The organism is Magnetospirillum sp. (assembly GCA_027532905.1).
Classification (GTDB): Bacteria; Pseudomonadota; Alphaproteobacteria; order CACIAM-22H2; family CACIAM-22H2; genus Tagaea.
The window spans coordinates 681,061-704,023 of sequence record JAPZUA010000002.1 but is presented as its reverse complement, the minus strand read 5'-3'; the positions used below and the strand labels follow the sequence as shown (position 1 = coordinate 704,023).

The window sequence follows — 22,963 nt, the reverse complement described above, 5'->3', positions numbered from 1 at the left end:
GCGGCTTTCGTGGAGATGCCGACTAGCGCAGCGGCTGGCGGCCGGGCGGAACCGGAGCGGGATTCTTGCAGTCGCCGATCGAAGGCGTTTGGCAGCGTTTGCCGTCCGGCATCACGGCACCCGAAATGTCGGTGTCGCTGCGCAGGTCTGCGTAGCGCAAGCCCGCACCGGTAAGGTCCGCATTAACCATCTTTGTCGAGAACAACGCCGCACCGCCGAGATTGGCAAAGCGCAGATCGGCGTCCGACAGATCGGCACCGCCAAGATCGGCACCGGCAAGATTGGCGCCGCGCAGCTTCGCCCCCTTGAGATCGGCGCCGCGCAGATTGATCCCGCGCAAATCACGCCCTTCAAGGTCGGCACCAGCGCATTTGGCGTCGCGCTGCAAACGGCATGCGGTTTGGGCCTGCGCTTGCGGCCAAACGGCAAGAAACGTTGCCAAAGCCAGCAGGCCCAGAAGCGAACGAAGCATCCATTTCATCGTCGATGGCTCTCTTTAGCGCGCGGATCACCGGGCGAGTCGCAAGTTGTAAGCACTCCGATCGGTTCGCATTTTGCAACAGTGAAACGAAAAAATCCATGTCGTCTGTTGACCGAATCGGACTGCCCAGGGCATAGAATGTAGTCTTCTGGAACGCGGGTAGGTATGCAAAACGAGATCGTCTTACGCGCAATGGCATCGGTACTTGGCCCGGACAATGCCGTTGTCCGCGACGTCGAGAAGGCCATGCGCACAGACGATGGCCTCGATTGGCTGATCGCGAAGGCCGCCTTCGAAGCACTTACCCGCCCGCAGCGTCAGGAAATTGCCGATATGGCGCGCTGGCTCGCCGAAGACCAGCTGCGCTCGCAGCAGAATATTGCAGCCGCTACCAAGGCCCGCTAAGCCCTACTCCGCAGCCGTTCGATCCATCAGCAAAGCTTGCAGCTCCGGCGGCGGGAACGGCGCGTCGTCGTTGACCGCGCGGGCGGGGTTGTCGGCAAGGTTCGCCACCGACTGCGCGCGGGCCAACAACTCCAGGCGATCCGCGATCGCCGTGCGCTGGTCCGCAGCGATAAGGCGGAAATGCGCTGCAGCGACACCAACAAGCTTTTCCATGTCTGCCCGGCGCGCCTGGCGCAGCTGGTCGTAGACATCAGGGGTGTCCTCGACCAGCACGTCGCGAACCGCACGCGCCAGCATCGCAAAGGGCTGCTCGCTCGGCAGCAGATGCAGAATGTCTAAACGCTGCGGCATTGCGGCCCCCCGTTCATGTGCCATCTCGAGACTAGTTTGGGCGCCGCCGGTTATCGATACGTTAAAGAATCTGTGGATAAACAGCGATCTTTTGCTGCCTTTTTGTGTGACTTGTCTAAAGCCCAGCAATCGTTAAAGTATTTCCGTCTGTCTTGATTTTCCCTTGTTGCGGCGAAAGCACGCTCACCCCACCCGATGACCGATACGACGCCAGATGCCCCGGATCCTTTGAAGCTCGGCGATCCGCCCGAGCTGCCCAAGGACATTCCGCCGCCGCTCGAAGCGTCCAAAAGCACGCATTTCATCTTCGACCACAAGCTCTTTGCGATCCCCGACTGCTTCCTCGGCAAAGACCCGAACACCGACGATCCGGGCCTGTCCTTGCCGCTCGGCGAGGTGCGTGCGTTCCTGCCGCTCGGACCGCTGATGAAGATGTTCAAGGATCTGTCAGCCGACGACATCAAGCTGCTCAATCTGGCGATCAACGGCCTTAGCCATGTTCGCGAAATCCGGCCCGGGGATTCGATCCCGGCCGAAATTCTGGACGGTTCGGCCTCGTGGTCGGTGGGGCCCGAACATCTCGACCGGGCACGCGGCATGATGTTGGCGTCGCTCGTGACGATCGACAAAATGCCGCCGCCGCAGGATGCCGGCAAAGCCGGTGCCACCCTACTCGAGCGCGACCCCAAATTCGTCGCCCGCCGCGACGCGGCCTTCGACATCATGGCCGAGCGTTTCGGGGCCCTCGGCGAGCGCAAGCATCTGCAAGGCGTCATGGACCGCCTTGCGCGCGAATTGTCGTACATCGAAGGCTTGCGCGACCGCTACACGCTCGTCGGCAAGATCGCCGAGCGCATCACCTCGTCGGCCCGGGTCTACAAAAACTCCGGCACGCTGTCCGAAGAGATCTACCGCGTGCGCCTGCTTATGAAAGCACCGGTCGATGCGTTCAATATGAGTTTCGAAAATGTCGACGGCCAGTGCGCCGAGATTGCGAACGTCTTGCGCAAGACCGACGAGATGGTGTCGTTCGTGCGCAAGAACCGCGACGAGCTGCACCAGCGCCTGATGATCTGGGACCGTCTCGTCGAGCAATGGCGCGACGAAGACGCGCAGAAACGCTCGAAGCGCCTCGAGACGCTGCTGCTCCTCACGTACCGGTTCGTTGCGCGCAACTTCCCCGCCAACCAGGAATGGACGCTCTCGCACTAAGCGTCGGGGTACTCGATCTTCAAGACTTCGAGCGTATCTTGGCCTTGCGGGGTGCGCAGTTCGACCGTGTCGCCCACGCGCGCGCGCAGAAGCGCGCGGGCGACCGGCGATATCCAGGCGATCTCGGCGTGCTCGCTGCGCGCCTCGTCGATGCCGACGATGCGCACGCACAGCGTCTCGTCGCGCGCGTTCACGTATGTCACGCGCGCGCCGAAAAAGATCTGGGTGCGGTTTTTCTGCGCCTGCGGATCGACGATCTCGGCGATCTCGAGCCGCTTCATCAAATAACGCATGCGCCGATCAATCTCGCGTAGGCGCCGCTTGCCGTAGATGTAGTCGCCGTTCTCCGAACGGTCGCCGTTGCCGGCCGCCCACGAAACCGTCTCGACGACTTTGGGCCGTTCCACGCGCCCCAGTTGGCGCAGCTCGTCCTGCAAGCGCTGCCAGCCGGCCGGCGTGATGTAGTTGCGGGTACCCGGCGGCAAAGGCGGCAGGGCCGCTTCGTCGTCGGGCTCGACGGCCGGGCTGTCTTCGCGGGTGAAGGCCTTGCTCATGCGCGCGTGCGTGCAACCGCACCTTTGACGCGCGCAAGCGCATCCTGGCCCGCCGCGCCCAAATGCAGTGCGAGCCCGGTTGCGAGCACGTCGATCAAGCCCAAATGCACGATGCGCGAGGCCATCGGTGTGAACATCGCCGTATCCTCGGTCGGTTCGGCCAGAATGGCAATGTCGGCGCGCGCGGCGAGCGGCGAGCCCGGGGCCGTCAACGCGACGCACGCAAGCTTGCGCGCGCGCGCCTGCTCGGCCAGTTCGAGCATCGCCACCGTCTTGCCGCTGTTGGACAAGAGGAACAGCACGTCGCCAGCACCCGCCGCTTCGATCGCCATCGACGCCAGGATGGGGTCGCCAAGCGCTCGGCACGGGATCGGAAAACGGCCGAGCTTATGCACGGCGTCGGCCGCCGTCGCGCTCGAGCCGCCGAACCCCGCCACCAGAATCTGACGGCTCGCCGCAAAACACGCGACGACGGCAGCGACAGCACTCGTATCGACATTGTCGCGCGACCGCCGCAAGGCCGCGATCGTCGCGTCGAGCACTTTGGGCGCATAGGCGGCCGCATCGTCGCCGGCAGCCACATGCGCACTTACATAGGCATAGCCGCTCGGCACGAGGCTTTGCGCCAGCGCTACTTTGAACTCGGGGAACCCGGCATAGCCGAGCGTACGGCACAGCCGCAGCACGGTCGGCTGGCTCACATTGGCGTTGCGCGCCAAAGAAGCGATCGCGATGTGCAGGCTCGCACCAGGGTCGGCCAAGATCGCACGCGCGACGGCCGCCTCCTGGCGCGGCAAGGTGCGCATATGCGCGCGCAGTGCGTCGACCACGCTCACATGCATGGAGCGACGATGCTCGCACCTTGGTCGGCCGATCCGACGAGTTGGCGAAACCCGCCGAACAATTCGCGCCCGTAGCCCACATCACTGCCAGGCTCAGCCGTGGCGGGCACGCGTGCCGCCAATATTTCCTGCGACACGTCCAAATCGATCGTGCCGGCTTGCGTGTCGATCCGGATCCTGTCGCCGTCGCAAATGCGCGCGATCAAGCCGCCCGCCATTGCTTCGGGCGACAGATGAATCGCCGCCAGAACCTTGCCCGAAGCGCCTGACATGCGCCCGTCGGTGAGCAGTGCTACGCGTTGGCCGCGATCCTGCAGAATGCCCAAGACCGGCGTGAGCTTGTGCAATTCCGGCATGCCGTTGGCGCGCGGGCCCTGGAAGCGCACGACCGCGACGAAATCGCCAACCAGTTCGCCTGCGTCGAAGGCCGTCTGCAGCGCCTTCTGGCTTGCGAACACGCGCGCAGGCGCATCGATCCGCTGGTGGGCGGGTGCCACGGCCGAGACCTTGACCACCGCACGCCCAAGATTGCCCGACAGGGTTTTGAGGCCGCCATGCGCGTCGAACGGCCGGGCGACCGGGCGCAGCACTTTTTCGTCGGCACTGGCGGCAGGACACGGCCCCCAAGCGAGATTGCCTGCCTCAAGCCGCGCTTCGGTCGCGTAGGCGCCCAAGCCTTGGCCTGCGACGGTCGCAACGTCTTCATGCAGAAGACCGGCCGCAAGCAGTTCGCGGATCAGGAATCCGATGCCGCCGGCCGCCTGGAAATGGTTCACGTCGGCCGAGCCATTTGGGTAGATGCGCGTCAAAAGCGGCACGATCTGCGAGGCTGCGTCGAAATCGTCCCAATTGAGCTGGATGCCGGCCACGCGCGCCATCGCGATCAGATGGATCGTGTGGTTCGTCGATCCGCCGGTCGCAAGCAACGCCACGATCGCGTTCACGAACGAGCGCGCGTCGATCATGCGGCCCATCGGCAGCGTCTTGGTCTTCGCAAGTTCGACCGCGCGCATGGCGGCGGCCCGCGTGAAGGCCTCGCGCATCGGCGTGCCCGGATTGTGGAAGGTCGCACCGGGCAGATGCAGGCCCATGGCCTCCATCAGCAATTGGTTCGAATTCGCAGTGCCGTAGAAGGTGCAGGTTCCCGGCCCATGATAGGCGGACGATTCCGCTTCGAGCAGGGCCGCGCGATCGACTTTGCCTTCGGCATAGAGCTGGCGAATGCGCGACTTTTCGGAATTGCCGAGGCCCGAGGTCATCGGACCGGCGGGAATGAAGATGCACGGCAGATGGCCGTAGCTGAGTGCCCCCATCACAAGCCCCGGCACGATCTTGTCGCACACGCCGAGACACAGCACGGCATCGAACATGTCGTGCGACAGTGCGATCGCGGTCGAAAGCGCGATCGTGTCGCGGCTGAACAGCGACAATTCCATGCCGGGCGCACCTTGCGTGACCCCGTCGCACATCGCGGGTACACCACCCGCAAATTGCGCCACGGCACCGGCCGCGCGTACCGCCTCCTTGATCGCGGCCGGATAGGTTTCGAGCGGTTGGTGGGCCGAGAGCATGTCGTTGTAGGCCGACACGATCGCGATGTTCGGCACAGGTTGGCCCTTGAGAGCCGCCTTGTCGTCGCTCGGGCACGCGGCAAAGCCGTGTGCGAGATTGGCGCAGCCGAGACCGAAACGACGCGGGCCCTGCTGCGCGTGTTTGTCGAGCTGCGCCAAATAGGCCGCCCGGCTCTTGGCACTGCGCGCGACGATCTTGGCGGTGATGTCGGCGATGACGGAATAGACCATCAGGCGAGCTCCTCGTGCCAGGTTCGGCCGTCGCGCTCGATCAAAGCGGTCGCCGCCGCCGGACCCCAGCCGCCCGCGACATAGCTCTTCGGCGCCTCGCTGCCGCGCTCCCAGGCGAGGATCGCAGGGCCAATCCACGACCACGCCGCCTCGACCTCGTCGCGACGCATAAACAGAGTGGGATTGCCGCGCACAACATCCATCAGCAGCCGCTCATAGGCCTCGGGAAAGCGGGTCGAGAACGTATCGGCGAAGCTCAGATCGAGCGGCACCGAGCGCAAGCGCAAGCCGCCGGGGCCGGGCTCTTTGGTCATCAGGCGCAGCGTGATGCCCTCGTCGGGTTGCAGGCGCACGACCAGGCGGTTGGCAAGCAAGCCCGCCCCTGCTCCGAAGATCGAATGCGGCACAGGCTTGAACTGCACGACGATCTCGGACGTCTTGCGCGCCATGCGCTTGCCGGTGCGCAAATAGAACGGCACGCCCGCCCAGCGCCAATTGGCAATTCCAAGGCGCATCGCCACGAAGGTCTCGGTGCGGCTCGGCGCACCCGTGGCGAGCTCTTGTGCATAGCCCGGCACGGCCGCGCCGGCGATGGCCCCTGCCCCGTACTGGCCGCGCACAACCGCACCGTCGCCGAGCGCATCGAGGGCACGCAATATCTTGAGCTTCTCGTCGCGCACCGCGTCCGCACTCAGCGTCTGCGGCGGTTCCATCGCGACAAGGCAAGTGAGCTGCAGCAAATGGTTCTGCACCATGTCGCGCACCGCACCGGCCGTGTCGTAATAGCCCGCACGTCCCTCGAGCCCGACCGTTTCGGCGACCGTGATCTGCACATGGTCGATCCACAGCGAGTTCCACAAGGGCTCGAACAGCGAGTTGGCAAAGCGCATCGCGATCAGATTCTGCACCGCCTCTTTACCGAGATAATGGTCGATGCGGTAAATCTGGCTCTCGGCGAACACGGCACCGATGTCGTCGTTGATGCGGCGCGCACTCGCAAGATCGCTGCCAATCGGCTTTTCGACGACGAGGCGCGCATCGCCGCCCGCAAGCCCCGCTTGCCCCAAACGGCGCGCGATCGGGCCGTAAAATTGCGGCGACGTCGCCAGATAGAACACGCGCACATGGCCGTTCGGCGGCCCCAATGCCGCTTGCAACCGCTCCCAGCCAGTATCGCTCTGGGCATCGAGCGTCACATGGTGCAGGCGTGCTGCAAATCGCTGCCACACGGCCGCGGCGTCGGCGCCGTCCAAACTGGAACCGAGCGCCGACTTCACGAACGCGACATAGGCCGGTGCGTCGAAATCCTTGCGCGAGATCGCAAAGATGCGCGCCTCCGCCGGGATCTGGCCGTCGTAATCGCGATGGAACAAGGCCGGCAGCAATTTGCGGGTCGCAAGATCGCCCGTACCGCCGAACACAACGTAATCGAACGGAGCAACCGGAATGATCTGTGCCATCGACGCGCCAAGCCCCCGCTCGAAAAGTAATTTTACTATGTTTTGGAGAGTGTATCTCTCTTCAAAACAGAAAATCTAGTAAAATTACATATTCCGGCGATTAGCGCGCACGCGCGACGACGTAATGCGCATAGCCGCGATAAAGATCATGGGATGCGGTCGCGAAACCATCGAGATGGACCATCGCATCGCCGAGCGAGGCGCGCGGCGTCACCGAGAATTTGGCAAGCCACGCGCGCATCGACATTTTGAACCAGCGCGGCAGGTTCTCCATGCGTCCGAAATCGACGACCGACAACGTGCCGCCCGGCGACACGATGCGCGCCGCCTGCCCCAACGCCGCCTGCCAGGGCGGGATCATCGACAGCGTGTAGGAGCAAAAGACGCGCTCGAACTTCGCCACGCCAAACAGGGAAGCCGCGTCGAACGCCGAGGCATCGCCTTGCGCCAACACGATGCGCGACTGCAGACCCGCTCGGCGCACCGACGCGTTGGCCGTTGCCAGCATCGCCCGGCTGATATCGATCCCGTAGAAGCGCGCTTGCGGATAGCGCCGGGCGGCGAGAATGAGATTGCGCCCGGTGCCGCAGCCGATCTCGAGCACGTTTGCGCCCGGCGGCGGATCGAGATCGGCGATCAGACGGTCGCGGCCCAAAAGATAGTGCTTGCGCGTGACGTCGTAGAACGCGCGCTGCCAGCGATAGATGCGATCCATCGCCGCCGCATGGCTGGAAAGTGCTTGCGACATCAGGCGACGCCGCGCAGACGATAGAGATGGAAACCGCCATAGATCGCCGAGCGGTCGCGCTGCGTCCATTCCTTGCAGCGCGCCGCGTCGTACTCGAAGCGGCTCAGAATTTCGCCGTCGAGCCGCCCCGGCAGCAGCGACTCTTCGGCAGCCGTGCGGAAGATCACGCGCGCACCGGGCTTGGCGCTGTGCAGGATCGCCCGCCACAGGCGGTCGAGCACGGCGTCCGTCATCCAATCTTGCGCATCGAGCAGCACGTAGGCGTCGTAGCTGCCTGGTTTGGCCTGTTCGAGCACGTCGATCAGATTGGCGTGCCGCACATCGACGCGCGGCGCGCGTTCGGCAACCTTCACGAAATTCTCGGCCGCCAGATAAGGCGGGGCCGCGCTGTCGGCGTCGCCCGCATAGCGCCGCCCGAAAGCCTGCCAGGCGAAATAGTTTTCGCGGATCGGAAAGTCGCAGGCGAGCCGTTCGAGCCGCTGTTCGAGCACGGCCGCCATGCCCTTGCCCGCAGGGGCCGAAGACAGCAGCGACTTGTATTGTGCGGGCGGAATGCCGAGGCCGTAGAGCGACGAAGGATTGTCGGCAAGGAACGAGACGAGGCGCGAGCGGAAGATCGGCCGCATCTCGGCGTCGAAGATTGCGCGCTGCTCGGCAAGCGTCGTCGCCGCCAGGATCTTGCGCGGATTCTTGCGGAAAAGGCGCGCGATCAGATGGCCCGCGCCGATGAAGCGCCCGAGCAGGCCCTTTTTGTAGATGTTGCCCGCGAAATGCGCGATGCGCCGACGGCCGCGCCAATCGGTCTGGTCCCAATAGCGGCGCGTGGCTTCGTCGAGATGCGGGCGCAAATACGTATCGTAGGCGGCCATGTTCTCGCGACTGTCGGCGGCGCCGAAGAAGCGGAAGAATGCCGCATGGTCCGGCAAGTGCCGCGCACCCGCGATTTTCAGCCGATTGAGGGCCACGTGATGGCCGTTGAGATCGACGGCCGTGACCGAGGCCGGGTCGGCGGTCAGGTAGCTCAAAACGTTGCAGCCACCCGAGGCGATGGCGATCAGATCTTCGCCCGGTGCGAGGTTCAGCGCCTCGAGATCGATGCCGGGATCTTCCCAAATCTGCGCGTAGACAAGACCCGAAAAAAGTCGCGCAAACATGCGCTCCTGCAGCCCTTCTTTGGAGAGCAGGCGGCTGCGCTTCACGGCCCGGTCGATATTGCGCTGCGTCGCCGGACGATGTTCGAGTTGTTCTGCCAACATGGGGAAGCGCCTGTCTTGTTTTGCGACTCGTTGCGGGGCTGACCTCCCTTGATAGGAATGCGAAATGACAGGCCGATTGTGGAAAGATGACGCTTCTGCGACGCAAATCCCGTTGCGACCGCTCAAAAATTCGGGCGGATCACTTGGCCGTCCGCCTTGAGCGGCAGATTGCCGATCAAAAGCCGCTGGATGCGCCCTTCTTTGTCCGCAAAGGGCAATGCGAGCCGTTCCCACATGTTGGTTTGAGCCGCACCGCGCGGCGCGCGCCGCGTCAGCAGCGGCTGGCGGCGATCCATGACCGCCCCCGATGCCGCGATGGCGAAATCGACGACATAGTCGCTGGCGTCGAATTCGGTCATCTCGTGGCCGGTCAGGTCGAAACCGGACACGGACGAAATCAGGCTGCCGAAGACGCGATAGCGAAAATCAGCACCTGCATCGATCGGTTCGAGCAGATGCACGTAGCCAAGGGCGACTTTGAAAAACGACGGGTCGATCGCCGTGACCGGCGGAATGCCTTCTGCCGGCGCCAGATCGAACCAGTGCGCGATCAGAAAGCCGTTGATCGATGTGGCGCAGTCGCTCGCGACGGGTCCCCAAACGAGCTCGGGCGTTGCGGCGCCGCCGTTCTTGAATGCGGCCGATATATCCGCCAATTCGAGGCGCGCCACCTCGTCGCGCCATTTGTGTCGGCGCGCGATGCGTTCGGGTGCGAGCGCATGCGTCGCACTTTGGAACAACTCGACACGAAGAGACTCTGGCATTGCGCGGTCGCCGTTCTGATGACGGTGGAGTTGGGGCGGCGCAGATGACCAGCGTTGCGTGAAGAGAGCGTTAAAGTGCCCCCAGGAAGTACCGACTGAGCCCTACATCAATCAATATTATTGATAATATTCAATACTTTAAAATTCAAAATTAATTTGAAATATGAGGATAAAAGGGCCCGTTTCTGAAGATCACATGACCGCGAGCAACCCACCATCCACATAAAGGATCTGGCCATTCACGAAATCCGATGCGGCTGAGGAGAGAAAAACAGCAGCCCCGACCAGCTCGCGCGGTTCGCCCCATCGGCGTGCGGGCGTGCGTGCTTTGACCCAAGCGTCGAACGCAGGATCGTCCATCAGCGGCTGGTTGAGGTCGGTGCGCATATAGCCCGGGCCGATCGCGTTGGCCTGCAGCCCATGCTGCGCCCATTCGGCGGCCATAGTCTGCGTGAGAAGTTTGATGCCGCCTTTGGCCGCCGCATAGGGGGCAACCGTCGCGCGCCCGGCCGAACTCAACAACGAACCGATATTGACGATCTTTCCGGATTTGCGCGGCAGCATGCGCTTGGCTGCCTCGCGTCCGACGACGAAGGCGGCCGTGAGGTTGGTCTCGATGATCCGCCGCCAATCGGCCGTCGACATCTCGACGATCGGCCGCCGGATGTTGATACCGGCATTATTGATGAGGATATCGACCGCAATGCCGTCACGATCGAAACCCTCGAACGCCGCGACCACGCCAGCCTCGTCGGTCACGTCGAAACGCGCCGCGATCGCGTCGTAGCCGGCGGCACTTAAGCGCGCCTGTGCAGCGGCCAAATGCCCGGCCGACACACCGTTGAGCACGACGCGCGCGCCCGCCTCTGCCAAACCCTGGGCCATGGCAAAGCCGAGCCCGCGCGAGGATCCGGTCACGAGCGCCGTCTTGCCCGCGAGATCGAACAGCGCCTTTCCGGTGGCAATCATGCGCCGATCTCGCTGCGCATCAAAGCGGCCCCAGCACTCAAGGCAGCGAGCTTGGCATACGCCAGATCGCGCGCCATCGGCGCCATGCCGCAATTCGTGCACGGAAACAGCCGTTCGGGCGCCACATAGGCCATGGCACGTCGGATCGTAGCGGCGACCGCTTCCGGCGTTTCGGCCGTATCGCTCGCCACGTCGATGCAACCGACCAGCACGTCTTTGCCTTTAAGCAGGCCGATGAACTCGATAGGTACGCGCGAGTTCGCGACCTCGAGGCTCACCTGATTGATCGGGCTGCGGGCAAGCTCGGGGAAGATACGCTCGTACTGGCGCCATTCCTCGCCCAAGGTCTTTTTCCAATCGTTGTTGGCCTTGATGCCGTAGCCGTAGCATACATGCACGGCGGTCGTGCAGGTAAGACCTTCGGCTGCGCGCAGCAAGGCCGGAATGCCCCAATCGAGCACTTCGTCGGTAAACACGTTGAAGGCCGGTTCGTCGAACTGAATCGTGTCGATGCCCAGAGCCGCAAGTTCCTTTGCTTCCTCATTCAAGAGTTCGGCAAAAGCCATCGCCATCTTCACGCGGTCGCCGTAGAAACGGTCGGCAATCGTGTCGACGATCGTCATCGGCCCCGGCAGCGTGAATTTGATCTTGCCCGTCGTCGCTGCGCGCGCGGCTTTGGCTTCAGCCGCGTGCACCGAATGCTTGCGCTTCAGAGCACCGATCACCTGCGGCACTTGGGCATCGTAACGGTTGTTGCGAATCCCCATCGTGACTTTGTTTTCGAAATCGATGCCGTCGAGCCCGGCCAGGAACCCGTGCACGAAATGCTGGCGCGCCTGCTCGCCGTCGCTCGGAATGTCGATGCCGGCGCCGAGTTGCAGGCGCACCGCGAGCATCGTCGCGTCGCACTGCGCTTCGGCCAGCACGGCACCGGTCTGGCGCCATGGCGCCCACAGCATCTGCGGGGCGGCAAGCCAGGCGGGCTTGGGCAAGCTCCCGGCGACGGTCGTCTGCAATATCTTGGTCATTCCTGGAATCCTTATGGAGGCGTTGTGCCCGTCGGTATGTCCAAATGCATCCAGCCTGTCACGACATATTTGACGCCGCTCCCCAGAACCTCGCCGGCGTGGGCATGCGTCCAGTCGGCGGGCCAGATCAGCGTCTGACCCCGGCGCGGTTGCACGGCAAGCCCGTAATGCGTGAAACGCGTCGCGCCGCCGTCGGCAACATCGTTGAGATACGTCATCCACGCAAGCGAACGATGCAGCGAGGCCAGTGTCGTGCGCTCGCAATGCACGCGCGCGAAATGCTCGCCCGGCAGATAGCGCTGGATGTTGAAGCTGCCGATCGCGACGCTGGGGAACAACTCGCCCAGAAACGGCCATTGCGCGAGATAGTCGGCGTAGCAGCCGAACAGCAGATCGAAATAGCGCCGCATTGGCGCATGGTCTGGCCGCGCCAGATCGCGCGGCCGGATCGTGAGATCCATCGATTTTTTGCTGTCGGGCAGAATGCCGCCCCCGATCGCCCCGCTGCGATGGCGGCTCGCATTGGCCTCGAAAAACGCGACAAGTTCGCCGCAGATCGGATCGGGCTCAAGCGACCAAGCGCCGATGAAATTGGGAGCCACTCCGGCTTCGTTCAATTCAAGCCGCTTCACGGGGGAACGCCTTCATAGAGCGAAACGCCCGCATATCTGTCGAAACGGACAAGGCCGTAGCCGTCGGCCAGCATCGTCATGCCTTCGCGCAGCTGGCCCAAAACCATTAGCGCCGACCCTAATGTCGCCATGCCTTCGGTAGAATTCGGCGCAAGGGCAAGGCCCGCACGGAGGCTCGCCTCGGCCGCAGCCGCATCGCCCACATCAAGCAGGCTCGCGCCCAAATTGAGATGGGCCGCCGCGAACTTCGGGTTCGCGGCCAAAGCTTGCCGGAAACATTGGATCGCCGCCGCATACGCGCCCAAGCCGCGATGGCAGAGACCGAGATTGAAAGCCGTCAAGATGTCGCCCGGCAGGCTTGCATGCGCATCGTTCAGATAGCCAAGCGCTTCGCCGTAGCGGCCTTGACCGGCCAAGATAAGGCCGAGATTGAGCACGGTGGGCACCGCGTTCGGATCAAGCGCCAAGGCTTGGCGGGCATGCGTTTCGGCCTCGGCTAGCGCCCCCATATCGCGCAGCAAGGCGGCCAGATTGTTGTGCGCCTCGCGGTCCGCCGGATCGAGCGCGCAGGCGCGCGAAAGGGCCGCGCGCGCCGCTTGCGTTTGCCCGAGCTGCTGCTGGGCGGTGCCGAGGATCTTCCAGGCAAACGCATCGCTCGACCGCTTTTCGACCAAGCTTGCGGCACCTGCCGCAACGTCGGCGAATCGCCCTTGCGCATAGAGCGCCAGCAACACCGAAATATCCGCTGCAGCCGTGCCGTGCCCGTCTCCGGGAGCCATCGTGGCGAATCCCTCTTGCGCGTCGTTCGAACGCGCAAACGCTACGCGAGCGACGCGATGCGCGCAACCGACGCCGAGATCAGCTGTGGAAAATAAAGTCGCTTGCCGCGATGGCCGTCGTGCCGAGCAGCGTGACCGTGGTGCCGCCGCCGAGATTGATCACGAGATTGCCGCCCGACACGGTGGACAGCGCCGAAACGTCGGCGAAATTGCTGATCGTGGCGTAGGACTGCAGATCGATGCGGTCGTTGCCCGACGTGAAATCGGCGACCGTGTCGGCACCCGACACGACGAACACATCGTTGCCGAGATTGCCGCGCAGCACGTCGTTGCCCACGCCGCCCGAAAGCGTATCGTTGCCGGCTCCGCCGATCAGCGTGTCGTTGCCGAGGCCGCCATCGACCGAGGCACCTTGCGTACCCGAAATCGTAATCGTATCGACGCCCGAACCGCCCGTGATCGTTTCGATGTTCGCGACCGTGATCGAATTCGCGGCCGCCGACAGGAACAGGCGGTCGCTGCCGTCCCCGAGATCGACAAGCCCAGAAGTCTGCGCCGAGCCCAGCGTCACCGTGTCGTCGCCCGTACCGCCGACGATCGTTTCGACGTTGGCGACCGTCACCGAGTTGCCGCCGTCGGCCAGAATCAGCATGTCGGCCCCGACGCCGAGATTGACTGAGCCGGCCGTCATGGTCGTCGTCAGCGTGACCGTATCGGCCAGATTGCCGCCGACGATCGTCTCGACATTGCCGACCTGCAGCGTGTTGGCGAAATTGCCCAGCGTGAGGCGGTCTTCGCCAGCACCCAGATCGACGACCGAACCCGACTGGGCCGATGCGAGCACGACCGTATCGGCGAGACTGCCGCCGACCACACTTTCGACATTGGCGACCGCCAGCGTATTGGCAAAGCCGCCGAGCGTAAGCACGTCGTTGCCGCCGGCAAGATCGACGAGACCGCCGGTCTGGGCCGCCGACAGCGCGATGTTGTCGATGCCAGAACCGCCGACCAACGTTTCGACATTCCCGAGCGTGACCGTGTTGTCAAAATTGGCGAGCGTCAGACGATCCTGCCCGGCGCCCAGATCGATGCCGGCACCGATATAGGCCGTCGTGAGCACGACCGTATCGGCGAGCGTGCCGCCGAAGATGTTTTCGACATTCGCAAGCGTCACGCTGTTGGCGAAGCTCGCAAGCTGCACCGCGTCTGCCGTGCCAGCACCGAGATCTATGAAGCCAGCCGTAAGGCCAGCGCCGAGCACAACCGTGTCGTCGCCAATACCGCCCAGCACGGTTTCCACGCTCAGGGCTGTCACGAGATTGGCGCCGTTGGCGAGCACCAGCACGTCGTTGCCGAGCCCCAGATTGAACGTCGCCGAACTCGTCGCGGCACCCAGCGCCACCGTATCGGCCGAGATCCCGCCGACGATGTTTTCGACGTTGATCACCGTCACGATGTTCGCGGTATTGGCAAGAACCAGGCGATCGTTGCCGTCGCCGAGATCGATCGCCGCATTCGAAAGCGCCGAGGCGAACGTTACCGTGTCGGCCATGCTGCCGCCGGTCAGCGTTTCAACGTTCGAAACCGTCAGCGTATTGCCGGCGCCCGCGAGGATTAGCGCGTCGTTGCCGGCGGCCAGATCGACGATACCCGCCGTAAACGCGCCGCCAAGCGTGAGCGTATCGGCCCCGGCATTGCCGATGACCGTTTCGGCATTCGTCACGGTTGCGGTGTTGTCGAAATTTCCGAGATTGAGGCGGTCGGTGCCCGCACCCAGATCGATGCCGCTGCCGACATAGGCTGTGCCGAGCGCCACGATGTCGTTCGCCGTACCGCCGATGATCGATTCGACGTTGGACGCGGTCGCTGTATTGCTCGTATTGGACAGAACCAGCGTATCGGCCGTACCGCCGCCCAAATCGACGGAAATCGCCGCACCGCCAGTCGTGAACACGACCGTATCGTTGTCGCTGCCACCGACGACGGATTCCACGCTGTTGACCGTAACGCTGTTGCCGCCATTGGCGAGCACAAGCGTGTCGTTGCCGGCGGCAAGAGAGACCACGACGTCGCTTACGGAAATCGCCAGGGTCACCGTATCGGCCAAACCGCCGCCGACAACATTTTCGACGTTGGTGAGCGTGAGATTGTTGGCGAATACGCCCAGCACAAGGCGGTCGTTGCCGGCCCCAAGATCGACCGTGTTGCCGCTCTGCGCGGAGGCGAGCGTCACATTGTCCGCGCCACTGCCGCCGACCAGCGTTTCGACATTGGCAACCGTAAGAGCGTTGTCGAAATTGCCGAGAATCAGCGCGTCGCTGCCCGCACCAAGATCGACGAGCCCAGCGGTCAGCGCTGTCGCCAGCGTCACCGTGTCGGCACCGCTGTTGCCGCTCACCGTTTCGACGTTGGCGATGGTTGCCGTGTTCGCGAAATTGCCGAGATTGAGACGGTCGGCCCCTGCCCCGAGATCGATTGCGTCGCCGACATAGGCCGTGCCGAGCGTGACGGTGTCGGCCATGCCGCCGCCGACGAGGATCTCGACATTGACGGCCGTCACGTTGTTTGCAGCCGTCGCGAGCGTCAGCGCATCGGCCGTGCCGGCCCCCAGATCGACGATCACGCCCGCAGCCGCGGCGCCAAGCGTAACGCTGTCGTTGCCGCTGCCGCCGATGAGCGTCTCGACCAGCGAAACGGTAAGGCTGTTGCCGCCGTCGGCCAGCGTGAGGCGGTCGTTGCCGACACCCAGATTGACCGAGCCTGCATTGAGCGTCGTCGTGAGCACGACCGTATCGGCAAGCCCGCCGCCGACGATGGTTTCGGCGTTGGCGATTGCGAGCGTGTTCGCGAAATTTCCGAGATTGAGACGGTCGTTGCCGGCACCCAGATCGACGGTGGTGCCGACGGCAAGCGTGGACAGCGTCACCATGTCGGCCGCAGCACCGCCGACGAGCGTCTCCACGTTGCCGACTGTCAGCGTGTTGTCGAAATTGCCGAGTGTGAGCACATCGCTGCCGCCGCCGAGATCGACAAGACCGACGGTCTGCGCGGCCCCCAGCGTCAGCGTATCGTTACCGGTACCGCCCATGACGGTCTCGATATTCAAGGCCGTTAGCGCATTGCCGGCATTGCCGAGATTGAGGCGATCGATGCCGGCCCCGAGATCGATTGCGCCGAGCGTGAAGCTCGTGGCGAGCGTGACGGTGTCGCTCGCCGAGCCGCCGGTCAGCGACTCAACGTTGACTAGGGTCACGACGTTGGCAGCGTTGGCAAGTGCGAGGCTGTCGTTGCCCGCCCCCAGATTGATGGTGCCGCCGGCAAAGCCGGTCGTCAGCGCGATCGTGTCGCCGTCGGTGCCGGCCACGATGTTTTCGACGTTGCCAACCGAAAGCACGTTGGCTCCGTTAGCCAGGATCAGCGTGTCGCTGCCCGCACCCAAATCGACGAGACCGCCGGTCATGGCAGTGGTCAGCACAACGGTATCGACCGCAGCGCGGCCGATGACGGTCTCGATATTCGCGAGCGTGACGTTGTTTGCAAAGTTGCCGAGCGTGAGGCTGTCGCTGCCCGCACCAAGATCGACCGAGCCGCCGACTAAGGCTGCCGACAGCGTGACCGTATCGGCTGCAGCGCCGCCGAGAAGCGTTTCGACATTGGCTACTGTCAGCGTGTTGGCGAAATTGCCGAGCGAAAGCCCATCGCTGCCGGCAGCAAGATCGACCAGGCCCGACGTCGCAGCCGCAGCCAGCACGACCGTATCGGCCGCTGCATTGCCCATGATCGTTTCGGCGTTGGCGATGGTCGCCGTATTGGCGAAATTGCCGAGATTGAGGCGGTCGTTGCCTGCAGCAAGATCGATCTGCGCGCCCACGGAAGCCGTCGTCAGCGTGACCGTATCGTTGCCGGTCCCGCCTGCGATCGCTTCGACATTGGCGACTGTCACGCTGTTCGAAATGCCGCCCAGCGTCAGCGCGTCGTTGCCGCCGCCGAGATCGACGCTGCCGCCGTTCACGCCGGGGGCCAGCGTGATCAGATCCGCCCCGCCCGCACCGGTTACGACCTCGACATTCGCGAGCGTGGCGACATTTCCGCCGGTCGCGAGCGTGACCACGTCGCGCCCGCCGCCGAGATCGATGAGGCTGCCCGCGGCGAGTGTGGTCGTCAGCACGACATTGTCGATCGCCGTGCCGCCGATCAGCGTTTCGACGTTCGAGACCGTTACGCTGTTCGCGAAATTGGCAAGCGTCAGACGGTCGTTGCCCGCGCCCAGATCGACGAGGCCCGCAGTCTGCGCGGCCCCGAGCGTTGCCGTATCGTTGGCGCTGCCGCCGACGAGCGTTTCGACGTTGCTGACGGTTAGATTATTGTCGCCCGCATCCGAAAGCGTAAGGCGGTCGGCGCCTGTACCCAGATTGACGAGGCCCGCCGTGAGTGCCGCACCGAGCACGATCGTGTCGGCAGCGCTGCCGCCGACGATTGTTTCGACATTGCTCACATTGAGCGTGTTGTTCACGTTGGCGAGGACCAGCCGGTCGGCACCTTGCGCCAGATCGATCGAGCCCGCCGTGGCGGCCAGGGCCAACGTGACCGTATCCATATCGCTGCCGCCGAGGACGGTTTCGACATTGAGGATCGTGACCGTATTGATGCTTGAGGAAAGTGCGAGCGCGTCGTTGCCGTCGCCGAGATCGACGCGCACCGCGATCGTGGCACTGCCGAGCGCCAGCGTGTCGTTACCGCTACCGCCGGTTACCGTTTCGACGTTGAGGGCAGTAAGATTGTTTGCACCTGCGGCCAGCGTCAGCGCATCGCGCCCGCCGCCGAGATCGACCGTAAGGCCGGCGGCCGTAGCGTTGCCAAGCGTCACGATGTCGGCCGCACCGCCGCCAACCAGCGTTTCGACGTTCGCGACTGTCAGCGTATTGGCGAAATTGCCGAGCGTGAGCGCGTCGTTGCCGCCGCCGAGATCGACGAAGCCAGCGCTCAGCGCCGTCGATACCTGCACCGTATCCGCACCGCTCGCACCCGAAATGGTCTCGGCATTGGCAACGGTCAGCGTATTGCCGCCCTCGGCCAGAACCAGCCTGTCGCCGCCCAAACCGAGATCGACGACACCGCCGGTGCGGGCATTGCCCAAAGCCACCGTATCGGCACCGGTCGAGCCGACGAGCGTACCCGCATCGCCGAGGACCGAGATATTGTTGCCGGCAGTTCCGGCCAGAACGATGCGATCGCTCGCGACCGAGCCCGTTACGGTCTCGACATTCGCGATCGTGACGGTCGTCGCAATGGTGTTGCCCAACACAAGACGGTCGCTGCCGTCTCCGAGATCGACCAGGCGCGCACCGGCAGCGCCAAGCGTGATGTCGTCGCTGCCCGTGCCGCCGACAATTGTTTCGAAATTGAGCACCGTCAGCGTATTGCCGCCGTTGGCGAGCACGAGGCGATCGTTGCCGAGACCGCCTTCGATCGATATCCCGTCGCTGAGCAGCACGTCGGTGGCCGACAACGGCGCCGTAATACCTGCCAAAGTCAGCGTATTGCCGCCGCCGAAATCGATGACCGTGTCGTTGCCGACGACCGTCGCGCGCGCTGCCAGATCGGCCAGCGAGTTCACGGTCCAGAAAGCGCGCAGATCGATGCGGTCGCTGCCAGAGACGAAGTCGGAAATCGTATCGGCACCGGCACGCACGACGAACATGTCGTTGCCCGAACCGCCGGTCATGAGATCACTACCGCTACCGCCGACCAGCGTGTCGTTGCCGCTGCCGGCCACCAGCGTGTCGTTGCCGGCCCCGCCATCGAGCTGAGAATTCTGGATACCCGTAACCGTAATCGCATCGGCCGCGGCACTGCCGACGACCGTTTCGACGTTCGCCAGCGTGACGTTGTTGGCGCCCGAGACCAGCTGCACGGCATCGTTGCCCGCACCCAGATCGATCGAACCCGACGTTTGAACCGCAGCGAACGTGACCGTATCCGCACCGGTACCGCCGATCAGCGTCTCGACATTGGCGATCGTCACGCTGTTGCCAGTCGCCGACAGGACAAGGCGGTCGTTGCCTGCCCCCAGATCGACCGTGCCGCCTGCGATCGCGGTCGATACTGTGACTGTGTCGGCCGCCGTGCCGCCGACGAGATTCTCGACATTGCCGGCCGTCACCGTATTGGCGAAATTGCCGAGCACCAGGCGATCGCTGCCGGCACCCAAATCAATCGTGGCGCCAACCTGCGATGTACCCATGAAATACGTGTCGTTGCCGGTGCTGCCGACGACCGTCGTGGCCAAGGCCGCACTCGTGGGATTGGTACCCGACCCGCCATTGGCCGGGGCCACGCCGATGCCGAGTGCGATGGTACCGGTGGAAACGCCGCCGCGCCCATCCGACACACGATAGGTGAAGCTGTCGGTCCCCTGGTAGTTGTTGTTCGGGACGTAGCTGTAGCTGCCGTCCGGATTGATCGTAAGCGTGCCGCGCGCAGGCGCACCATTCTGCGCGATCGAGAAGATGAGCCGGTCGCCGTCGGCATCCGCAGCGGAAAGTTGGCCGTTGATCGTCGCGTTGACCGTCGACGCGACGCTGCCGCCGGGTGTGGCCGGCGCATCGTTGCGCACGTCGGCGAGTGTCACGCCCGTAACGGTCGTCGAAGTCGCACCTGAAGCGTTGGTGACCGTGGCGGTCACGTTCACCGAGACTTGGCCGCTGTAGCCTGGCGGCGTCACGATCGTGAGGCCCGTGAGCTGGGCCGAATTCAGCGAATAGACGCCGTTCACGCCGGCCGCGATCGCATTGCCCGACGCGTCGCGCAGCACCGAACCGGTCGGCAGACCTGCAACCTGGATTGCGGCGGGCGAACCGTCGGCATTGGGTGCCGGGGCGGCAATGGTGAGCGGAATGCTGACGGTGCCGTTGTTGTTCGACGTCCAGCTCGTCGTCACGTTGACATCGTTGAAGTCGGCGTCGCCGCCGACCGCAATGTCTTCCCAATTCTGGTCGCCGGTTTCACGGTTCCAGTCGAACTCAAGACGGCGGTTGCCGGGATTGAGGTTGGGCTTGTCGAAGATAACGTTCGCACCGCCGGACCCGGCGAAACGATTGCCGTCTGCGTCGATCGCTGTCCACACGCCCTGCGAACTGCGCTCGAAGCGCACCGTCTCGCCGTTTGTGATGCGGTTGCCGTTTTGGCTCGCACCGTCGGGGATCAGGAAGAAGCCCGTCGTCGCGGGATCGAGGCCCGAAAGCGTCGAAGTCGCGTTCGCGTTCTTGACATTGGCCCACACGACCTTGCCGGTCGTCGGCAGACCGTCGGCGCCGATCGTGTAGACGCCGTAGCTGCTGTTGTAGCCGGCCGAGCCCCCGAGGAACGTCATCGAGACGCTGCTCGTCCCCATGCTCGCGACTGTGGGCGCGCCGAGCGCCACCGACAACGCAGACGACGCGGCCATCGGTGCGACCGACGCAGGGTCGCTCGCATACGGAACAGCGCCGACATTGTAGTTCGTCGCGAGCGTGACGTTGTCGTTGCCGGAGCCGCCGACCAACGTCTCGACGTTGGCGACCGTCAGCGTATTGGCGAAATTACCGAGATTGAGCGTGTCGCCGCCTTGGGCAAGATCGATGGCGCCGCTGGTGACCGCGGCACCAAGCGTGATCGCATCGCGACCCGAACCGGCGACCAGAGTCTCGACATTGACCAGCGTGAAGCTGTTGTCGGTACCGGACGCGACGATCAGCGTGTCGTTGCCCGCACCCAGATTGATCACGCCGCCGACTTGCGCTGCACCCAGCGTCACCCGGTCGGCACCCGTGCCGCCAAGGATCGTCTCAACGCCGGTCGCGGTCACCGCGTTGTCGGCGTTCGCCAAAACCAGCCGGTCGCTGCCAGCACCAAGATCGACGGCGCCGACCGTCTGTGCCGCACCAAGCACGATCGTGTCCGCACCCGTGTTGCCGACGAGCGTTTCGACATTCGCGACCGTCAGCGTGTTGTTGCCGGCCGCCAGCACGAGCCGGTCGTTGCCCGCCCCAAGATCGATCGCGCCGAGCGTCTGCGCAGCGGCGAGCGTGACAGTATCGGCCGCGATGCCGCCGGACACGCGCTCGGTATTGGCGACCGTAACCGTATTGCCGCCGTCGCCAAGCGCGAGACGGTCGTTGCCGATGCCAAGATCGACGAATTGGCCGTTCTGGTAGCCAGCGGCCAGCGTCACGCTGTCCGCACCGCTGCCGCCCAACACCGTCTCGGCATTGGCGACCGTCAGCGCGTTCGCAAAATTGCCGAGCACCAGCGTGTCGTTGCCGCCCGCGAGGTCGATGGAACCGGAAGAATAAGCCGCACCCAAAGTAATCGTGTCGTTGCCGGCATTTGCGACGAGCGTTTCGACATTGCTCATCGTGAAGCTGTTGTCGGTACCCGCTGCCAGAACGAGGCGGTCGTTGCCGGCGCCAAGATTGATCGCACCGCCGACCTGCGCTTCGCCGAGCGCCACTTGGTCCGCACCCGTGCCGCCGAGGATCGTCTCAACGCCGGTTGCGGTGACCGAATTGTCGCTGTTTGAAAGCACGAGACGGTCAGCACCCGCACCCAGTGCCACCAGGCCGGCCGTTTGCGCGGCATTCAGCGTGATCGTATCCGCACCGGAACCGCCGACGATCGTTTCGACGTTGGCGACCGTCAACGAATTGGCGCCGTCGGCCAGCACGAGCCGGTCGTTGCCCGCAGCCAAATCGATCGTGCCGAGCGTCTGTCCGGCCGCAAGCGTAACCGTATCGGCAGCAGTACCACCGAACACGCGTTCGACATTGGCGGCCGTAATCGTGTTGCCGCCATCGCCGAGGCCCAGACGGTCGTTGCCCGCTCCCAGATCGACGAACTGGCCGGATTGGTAGCTAGAACCCAGCGTCACGCTGTCTGCACCGGTGCCGCCCAACACCGTCTCTGCATTGGCGACCGTCAGCGTATTCGCGAAATTGCCGAGCACCAGCGCGTCGTTGCCGCCCGCAAGATCGATCGAACCTGCCGTATATGCGGAGCCCAGCGCGATCGTATCGCTGCCCGAGCCCGCGACGAGCGTTTCCACGTTGCTCATCGTGAAGCTGTTGTCGGTGCCGGCCGCCAGAACGAGGCGGTCGTTGCCGGCACCGAGATTGATCGAGCCTGCCGTCTGCGCGCCCGCGAGCACGATCGTGTCGTTGCCGGTGCCGGCAACGATCGTCTCGGCATTCGCGACGGTCAGCGCATTGTCGAAATTCGCAAGATTGAGGCGGTCGGCGCCCGCGCCGAGATCGACGAAGCCCGCGGTCTGTGCTGCCGTGATCGACAACGTATCGCTGCCGGTATTCGCTGAGATCGACTCAATGCCCGAAACATTGACCCGGTTGTCGCCGGTCGTCAGGATCAGTTGATCGTTGCCGCCACCCAAATTGATCGCACCCGCAGTCACCGGACCGGTGAATACGACTGTGTCGTCTCCTGCCCCACCGTTGATCGTAACGTTGGAGGACGAGAACGAATTCAATCCGCCCGATGCGTTCAGCGAAATGGTGATAACACCAACTCCCTCACAAGGCCTTACGGTAGCAAAGTAGAACGGCTGATCAGTTCGCCATTAACAATAATTATCTAAAATTAGCACTTTGCGTCTCAAATTGACAAGTTCAATCGGTCGAAAACGCAGC

General features: G+C 64.0%; 16 protein-coding genes. 2 read left to right on the top strand and 14 right to left on the bottom strand.

The genetic code is table 11. The features are described from left to right. Positions 1 to 22: 22 nt before the first annotated feature. A complete protein-coding gene (locus O9320_11315) occupies positions 23 to 481 on the bottom strand; it encodes a pentapeptide repeat-containing protein (protein ID MCZ8311438.1) in 459 nt (152 codons plus the stop codon). Positions 482 to 646: 165 nt separating this feature from the next. Here O9320_11315 and O9320_11310 point away from each other — a divergent pair, with 165 nt between their 5' ends. Next, positions 647 to 886: a hypothetical protein gene (locus tag O9320_11310; GenBank protein ID MCZ8311437.1), complete on the top strand. Its 240-nt coding sequence runs from the start codon at positions 647 to 649 to the stop codon at positions 884 to 886. Between the two features lie 3 nt (positions 887 to 889). Here the strand turns inward: O9320_11310 and O9320_11305 are convergent, their stop codons facing one another. Beyond that, the gene (locus tag O9320_11305; GenBank protein ID MCZ8311436.1) at positions 890 to 1,237 is read right to left on the bottom strand and encodes a hypothetical protein; all 348 of its coding nucleotides are present in this window, start codon (positions 1,235 to 1,237) and stop codon (positions 890 to 892) included. 195 nt (positions 1,238 to 1,432) lie between these two features. On the opposite strand from O9320_11305, the gene O9320_11300 reads away from it, so the two are divergent. Beyond that, positions 1,433 to 2,449 carry a hypothetical protein gene (locus O9320_11300; GenBank protein ID MCZ8311435.1) on the top strand — a complete coding sequence of 339 codons (1,017 nt, stop codon included), beginning with the start codon at positions 1,433 to 1,435 and terminating at the stop codon, positions 2,447 to 2,449. Here the strand turns inward: O9320_11300 and greB are convergent. From greB to O9320_11240, 12 genes are all read right to left on the bottom strand, one after another. Beyond that, the gene (gene greB, locus O9320_11295) at positions 2,446 to 3,003 is read right to left on the bottom strand and encodes a transcription elongation factor GreB (protein MCZ8311434.1); all 558 of its coding nucleotides are present in this window, start codon (positions 3,001 to 3,003) and stop codon (positions 2,446 to 2,448) included. The genes O9320_11300 and greB overlap by 4 nt on opposite strands. Next, on the bottom strand, positions 3,000 to 3,833 hold the full coding sequence (locus O9320_11290; protein ID MCZ8311433.1) for an SIS domain-containing protein: 834 nt from the start codon (positions 3,831 to 3,833) through the stop codon (positions 3,000 to 3,002). The genes greB and O9320_11290 overlap by 4 nt, the downstream gene beginning before the upstream one ends. A 2-nt stretch (positions 3,834 to 3,835) precedes the next feature. After that, complete coding sequence (edd, locus tag O9320_11285) at positions 3,836 to 5,647, bottom strand: phosphogluconate dehydratase (protein MCZ8311432.1); 1,812 nt, start codon at positions 5,645 to 5,647, stop codon at positions 3,836 to 3,838. Then, positions 5,647 to 7,107, bottom strand: a complete 1,461-nt coding sequence (gene zwf, locus O9320_11280) for a glucose-6-phosphate dehydrogenase (GenBank protein MCZ8311431.1) — start codon at positions 7,105 to 7,107, stop codon at positions 5,647 to 5,649. Before zwf ends, edd begins: the two co-directional genes overlap by 1 nt. A 100-nt stretch (positions 7,108 to 7,207) precedes the next feature. After that, positions 7,208 to 7,855: a class I SAM-dependent methyltransferase gene (locus O9320_11275; protein ID MCZ8311430.1), complete on the bottom strand. Its 648-nt coding sequence runs from the start codon at positions 7,853 to 7,855 to the stop codon at positions 7,208 to 7,210. Continuing rightward, the gene (locus O9320_11270; GenBank protein MCZ8311429.1) at positions 7,855 to 9,111 is read right to left on the bottom strand and encodes a DUF3419 family protein; all 1,257 of its coding nucleotides are present in this window, start codon (positions 9,109 to 9,111) and stop codon (positions 7,855 to 7,857) included. The genes O9320_11275 and O9320_11270 overlap by 1 nt, the downstream gene beginning before the upstream one ends. 122 nt (positions 9,112 to 9,233) lie before the next feature. Next, entirely contained in the window at positions 9,234 to 9,875 is a 642-nt protein-coding gene (locus O9320_11265; protein MCZ8311428.1) for a PAS domain-containing protein, read from the bottom strand. A 192-nt stretch (positions 9,876 to 10,067) separates the two neighbouring features. Next, positions 10,068 to 10,844, bottom strand: coding sequence for an SDR family oxidoreductase (locus O9320_11260; GenBank protein ID MCZ8311427.1), 777 nt, complete (start codon positions 10,842 to 10,844; stop codon positions 10,068 to 10,070). Beyond that, positions 10,841 to 11,872, bottom strand: coding sequence for a methionine synthase (locus O9320_11255; GenBank protein ID MCZ8311426.1), 1,032 nt, complete (start codon positions 11,870 to 11,872; stop codon positions 10,841 to 10,843). The genes O9320_11260 and O9320_11255 overlap by 4 nt, the downstream gene beginning before the upstream one ends. Before the next feature lie 11 nt (positions 11,873 to 11,883). Beyond that, entirely contained in the window at positions 11,884 to 12,489 is a 606-nt protein-coding gene (locus O9320_11250) for a 2OG-Fe(II) oxygenase (protein MCZ8311425.1), read from the bottom strand. A gap of 11 nt (positions 12,490 to 12,500) precedes the next feature. Continuing rightward, a complete protein-coding gene (locus O9320_11245; protein ID MCZ8311424.1) occupies positions 12,501 to 13,283 on the bottom strand; it encodes a tetratricopeptide repeat protein in 783 nt (260 codons plus the stop codon). Positions 13,284 to 13,362: 79 nt separating this feature from the next. Next, on the bottom strand, positions 13,363 to 22,803 hold the full coding sequence (locus O9320_11240) for an Ig-like domain-containing protein (protein MCZ8311423.1): 9,441 nt from the start codon (positions 22,801 to 22,803) through the stop codon (positions 13,363 to 13,365). Positions 22,804 to 22,963 lie beyond the last annotated feature (160 nt).

Excerpts from the sequence above, each read along its gene's own strand:
- O9320_11310 (MCZ8311437.1), top strand. The coding sequence starts at position 647 with ATGCAAAACGAGATCGTCTTACGCGCAATGGCATCGGTACTTGGCCCG.
- O9320_11270 (MCZ8311429.1), bottom strand. The coding sequence starts at position 9,111 with ATGTTGGCAGAACAACTCGAACATCGTCCGGCGACGCAGCGCAATATC.
- O9320_11315 (MCZ8311438.1), bottom strand. The coding sequence starts at position 481 with ATGAAATGGATGCTTCGTTCGCTTCTGGGCCTGCTGGCTTTGGCAACG.
- greB (MCZ8311434.1), bottom strand. The coding sequence starts at position 3,003 with ATGAGCAAGGCCTTCACCCGCGAAGACAGCCCGGCCGTCGAGCCCGAC.
- O9320_11265 (MCZ8311428.1), bottom strand. The coding sequence starts at position 9,875 with ATGCCAGAGTCTCTTCGTGTCGAGTTGTTCCAAAGTGCGACGCATGCG.
- zwf (MCZ8311431.1), bottom strand. The coding sequence starts at position 7,107 with ATGGCACAGATCATTCCGGTTGCTCCGTTCGATTACGTTGTGTTCGGC.
- O9320_11260 (MCZ8311427.1), bottom strand. The coding sequence starts at position 10,844 with ATGATTGCCACCGGAAAGGCGCTGTTCGATCTCGCGGGCAAGACGGCG.
- O9320_11255 (MCZ8311426.1), bottom strand. The coding sequence starts at position 11,872 with ATGACCAAGATATTGCAGACGACCGTCGCCGGGAGCTTGCCCAAGCCC.
- edd (MCZ8311432.1), bottom strand. The coding sequence starts at position 5,647 with ATGGTCTATTCCGTCATCGCCGACATCACCGCCAAGATCGTCGCGCGC.
- O9320_11305 (MCZ8311436.1), bottom strand. The coding sequence starts at position 1,237 with ATGCCGCAGCGTTTAGACATTCTGCATCTGCTGCCGAGCGAGCAGCCC.
- O9320_11275 (MCZ8311430.1), bottom strand. The coding sequence starts at position 7,855 with ATGTCGCAAGCACTTTCCAGCCATGCGGCGGCGATGGATCGCATCTAT.
- O9320_11300 (MCZ8311435.1), top strand. The coding sequence starts at position 1,433 with ATGACCGATACGACGCCAGATGCCCCGGATCCTTTGAAGCTCGGCGAT.
- O9320_11245 (MCZ8311424.1), bottom strand. The coding sequence starts at position 13,283 with ATGGCTCCCGGAGACGGGCACGGCACGGCTGCAGCGGATATTTCGGTG.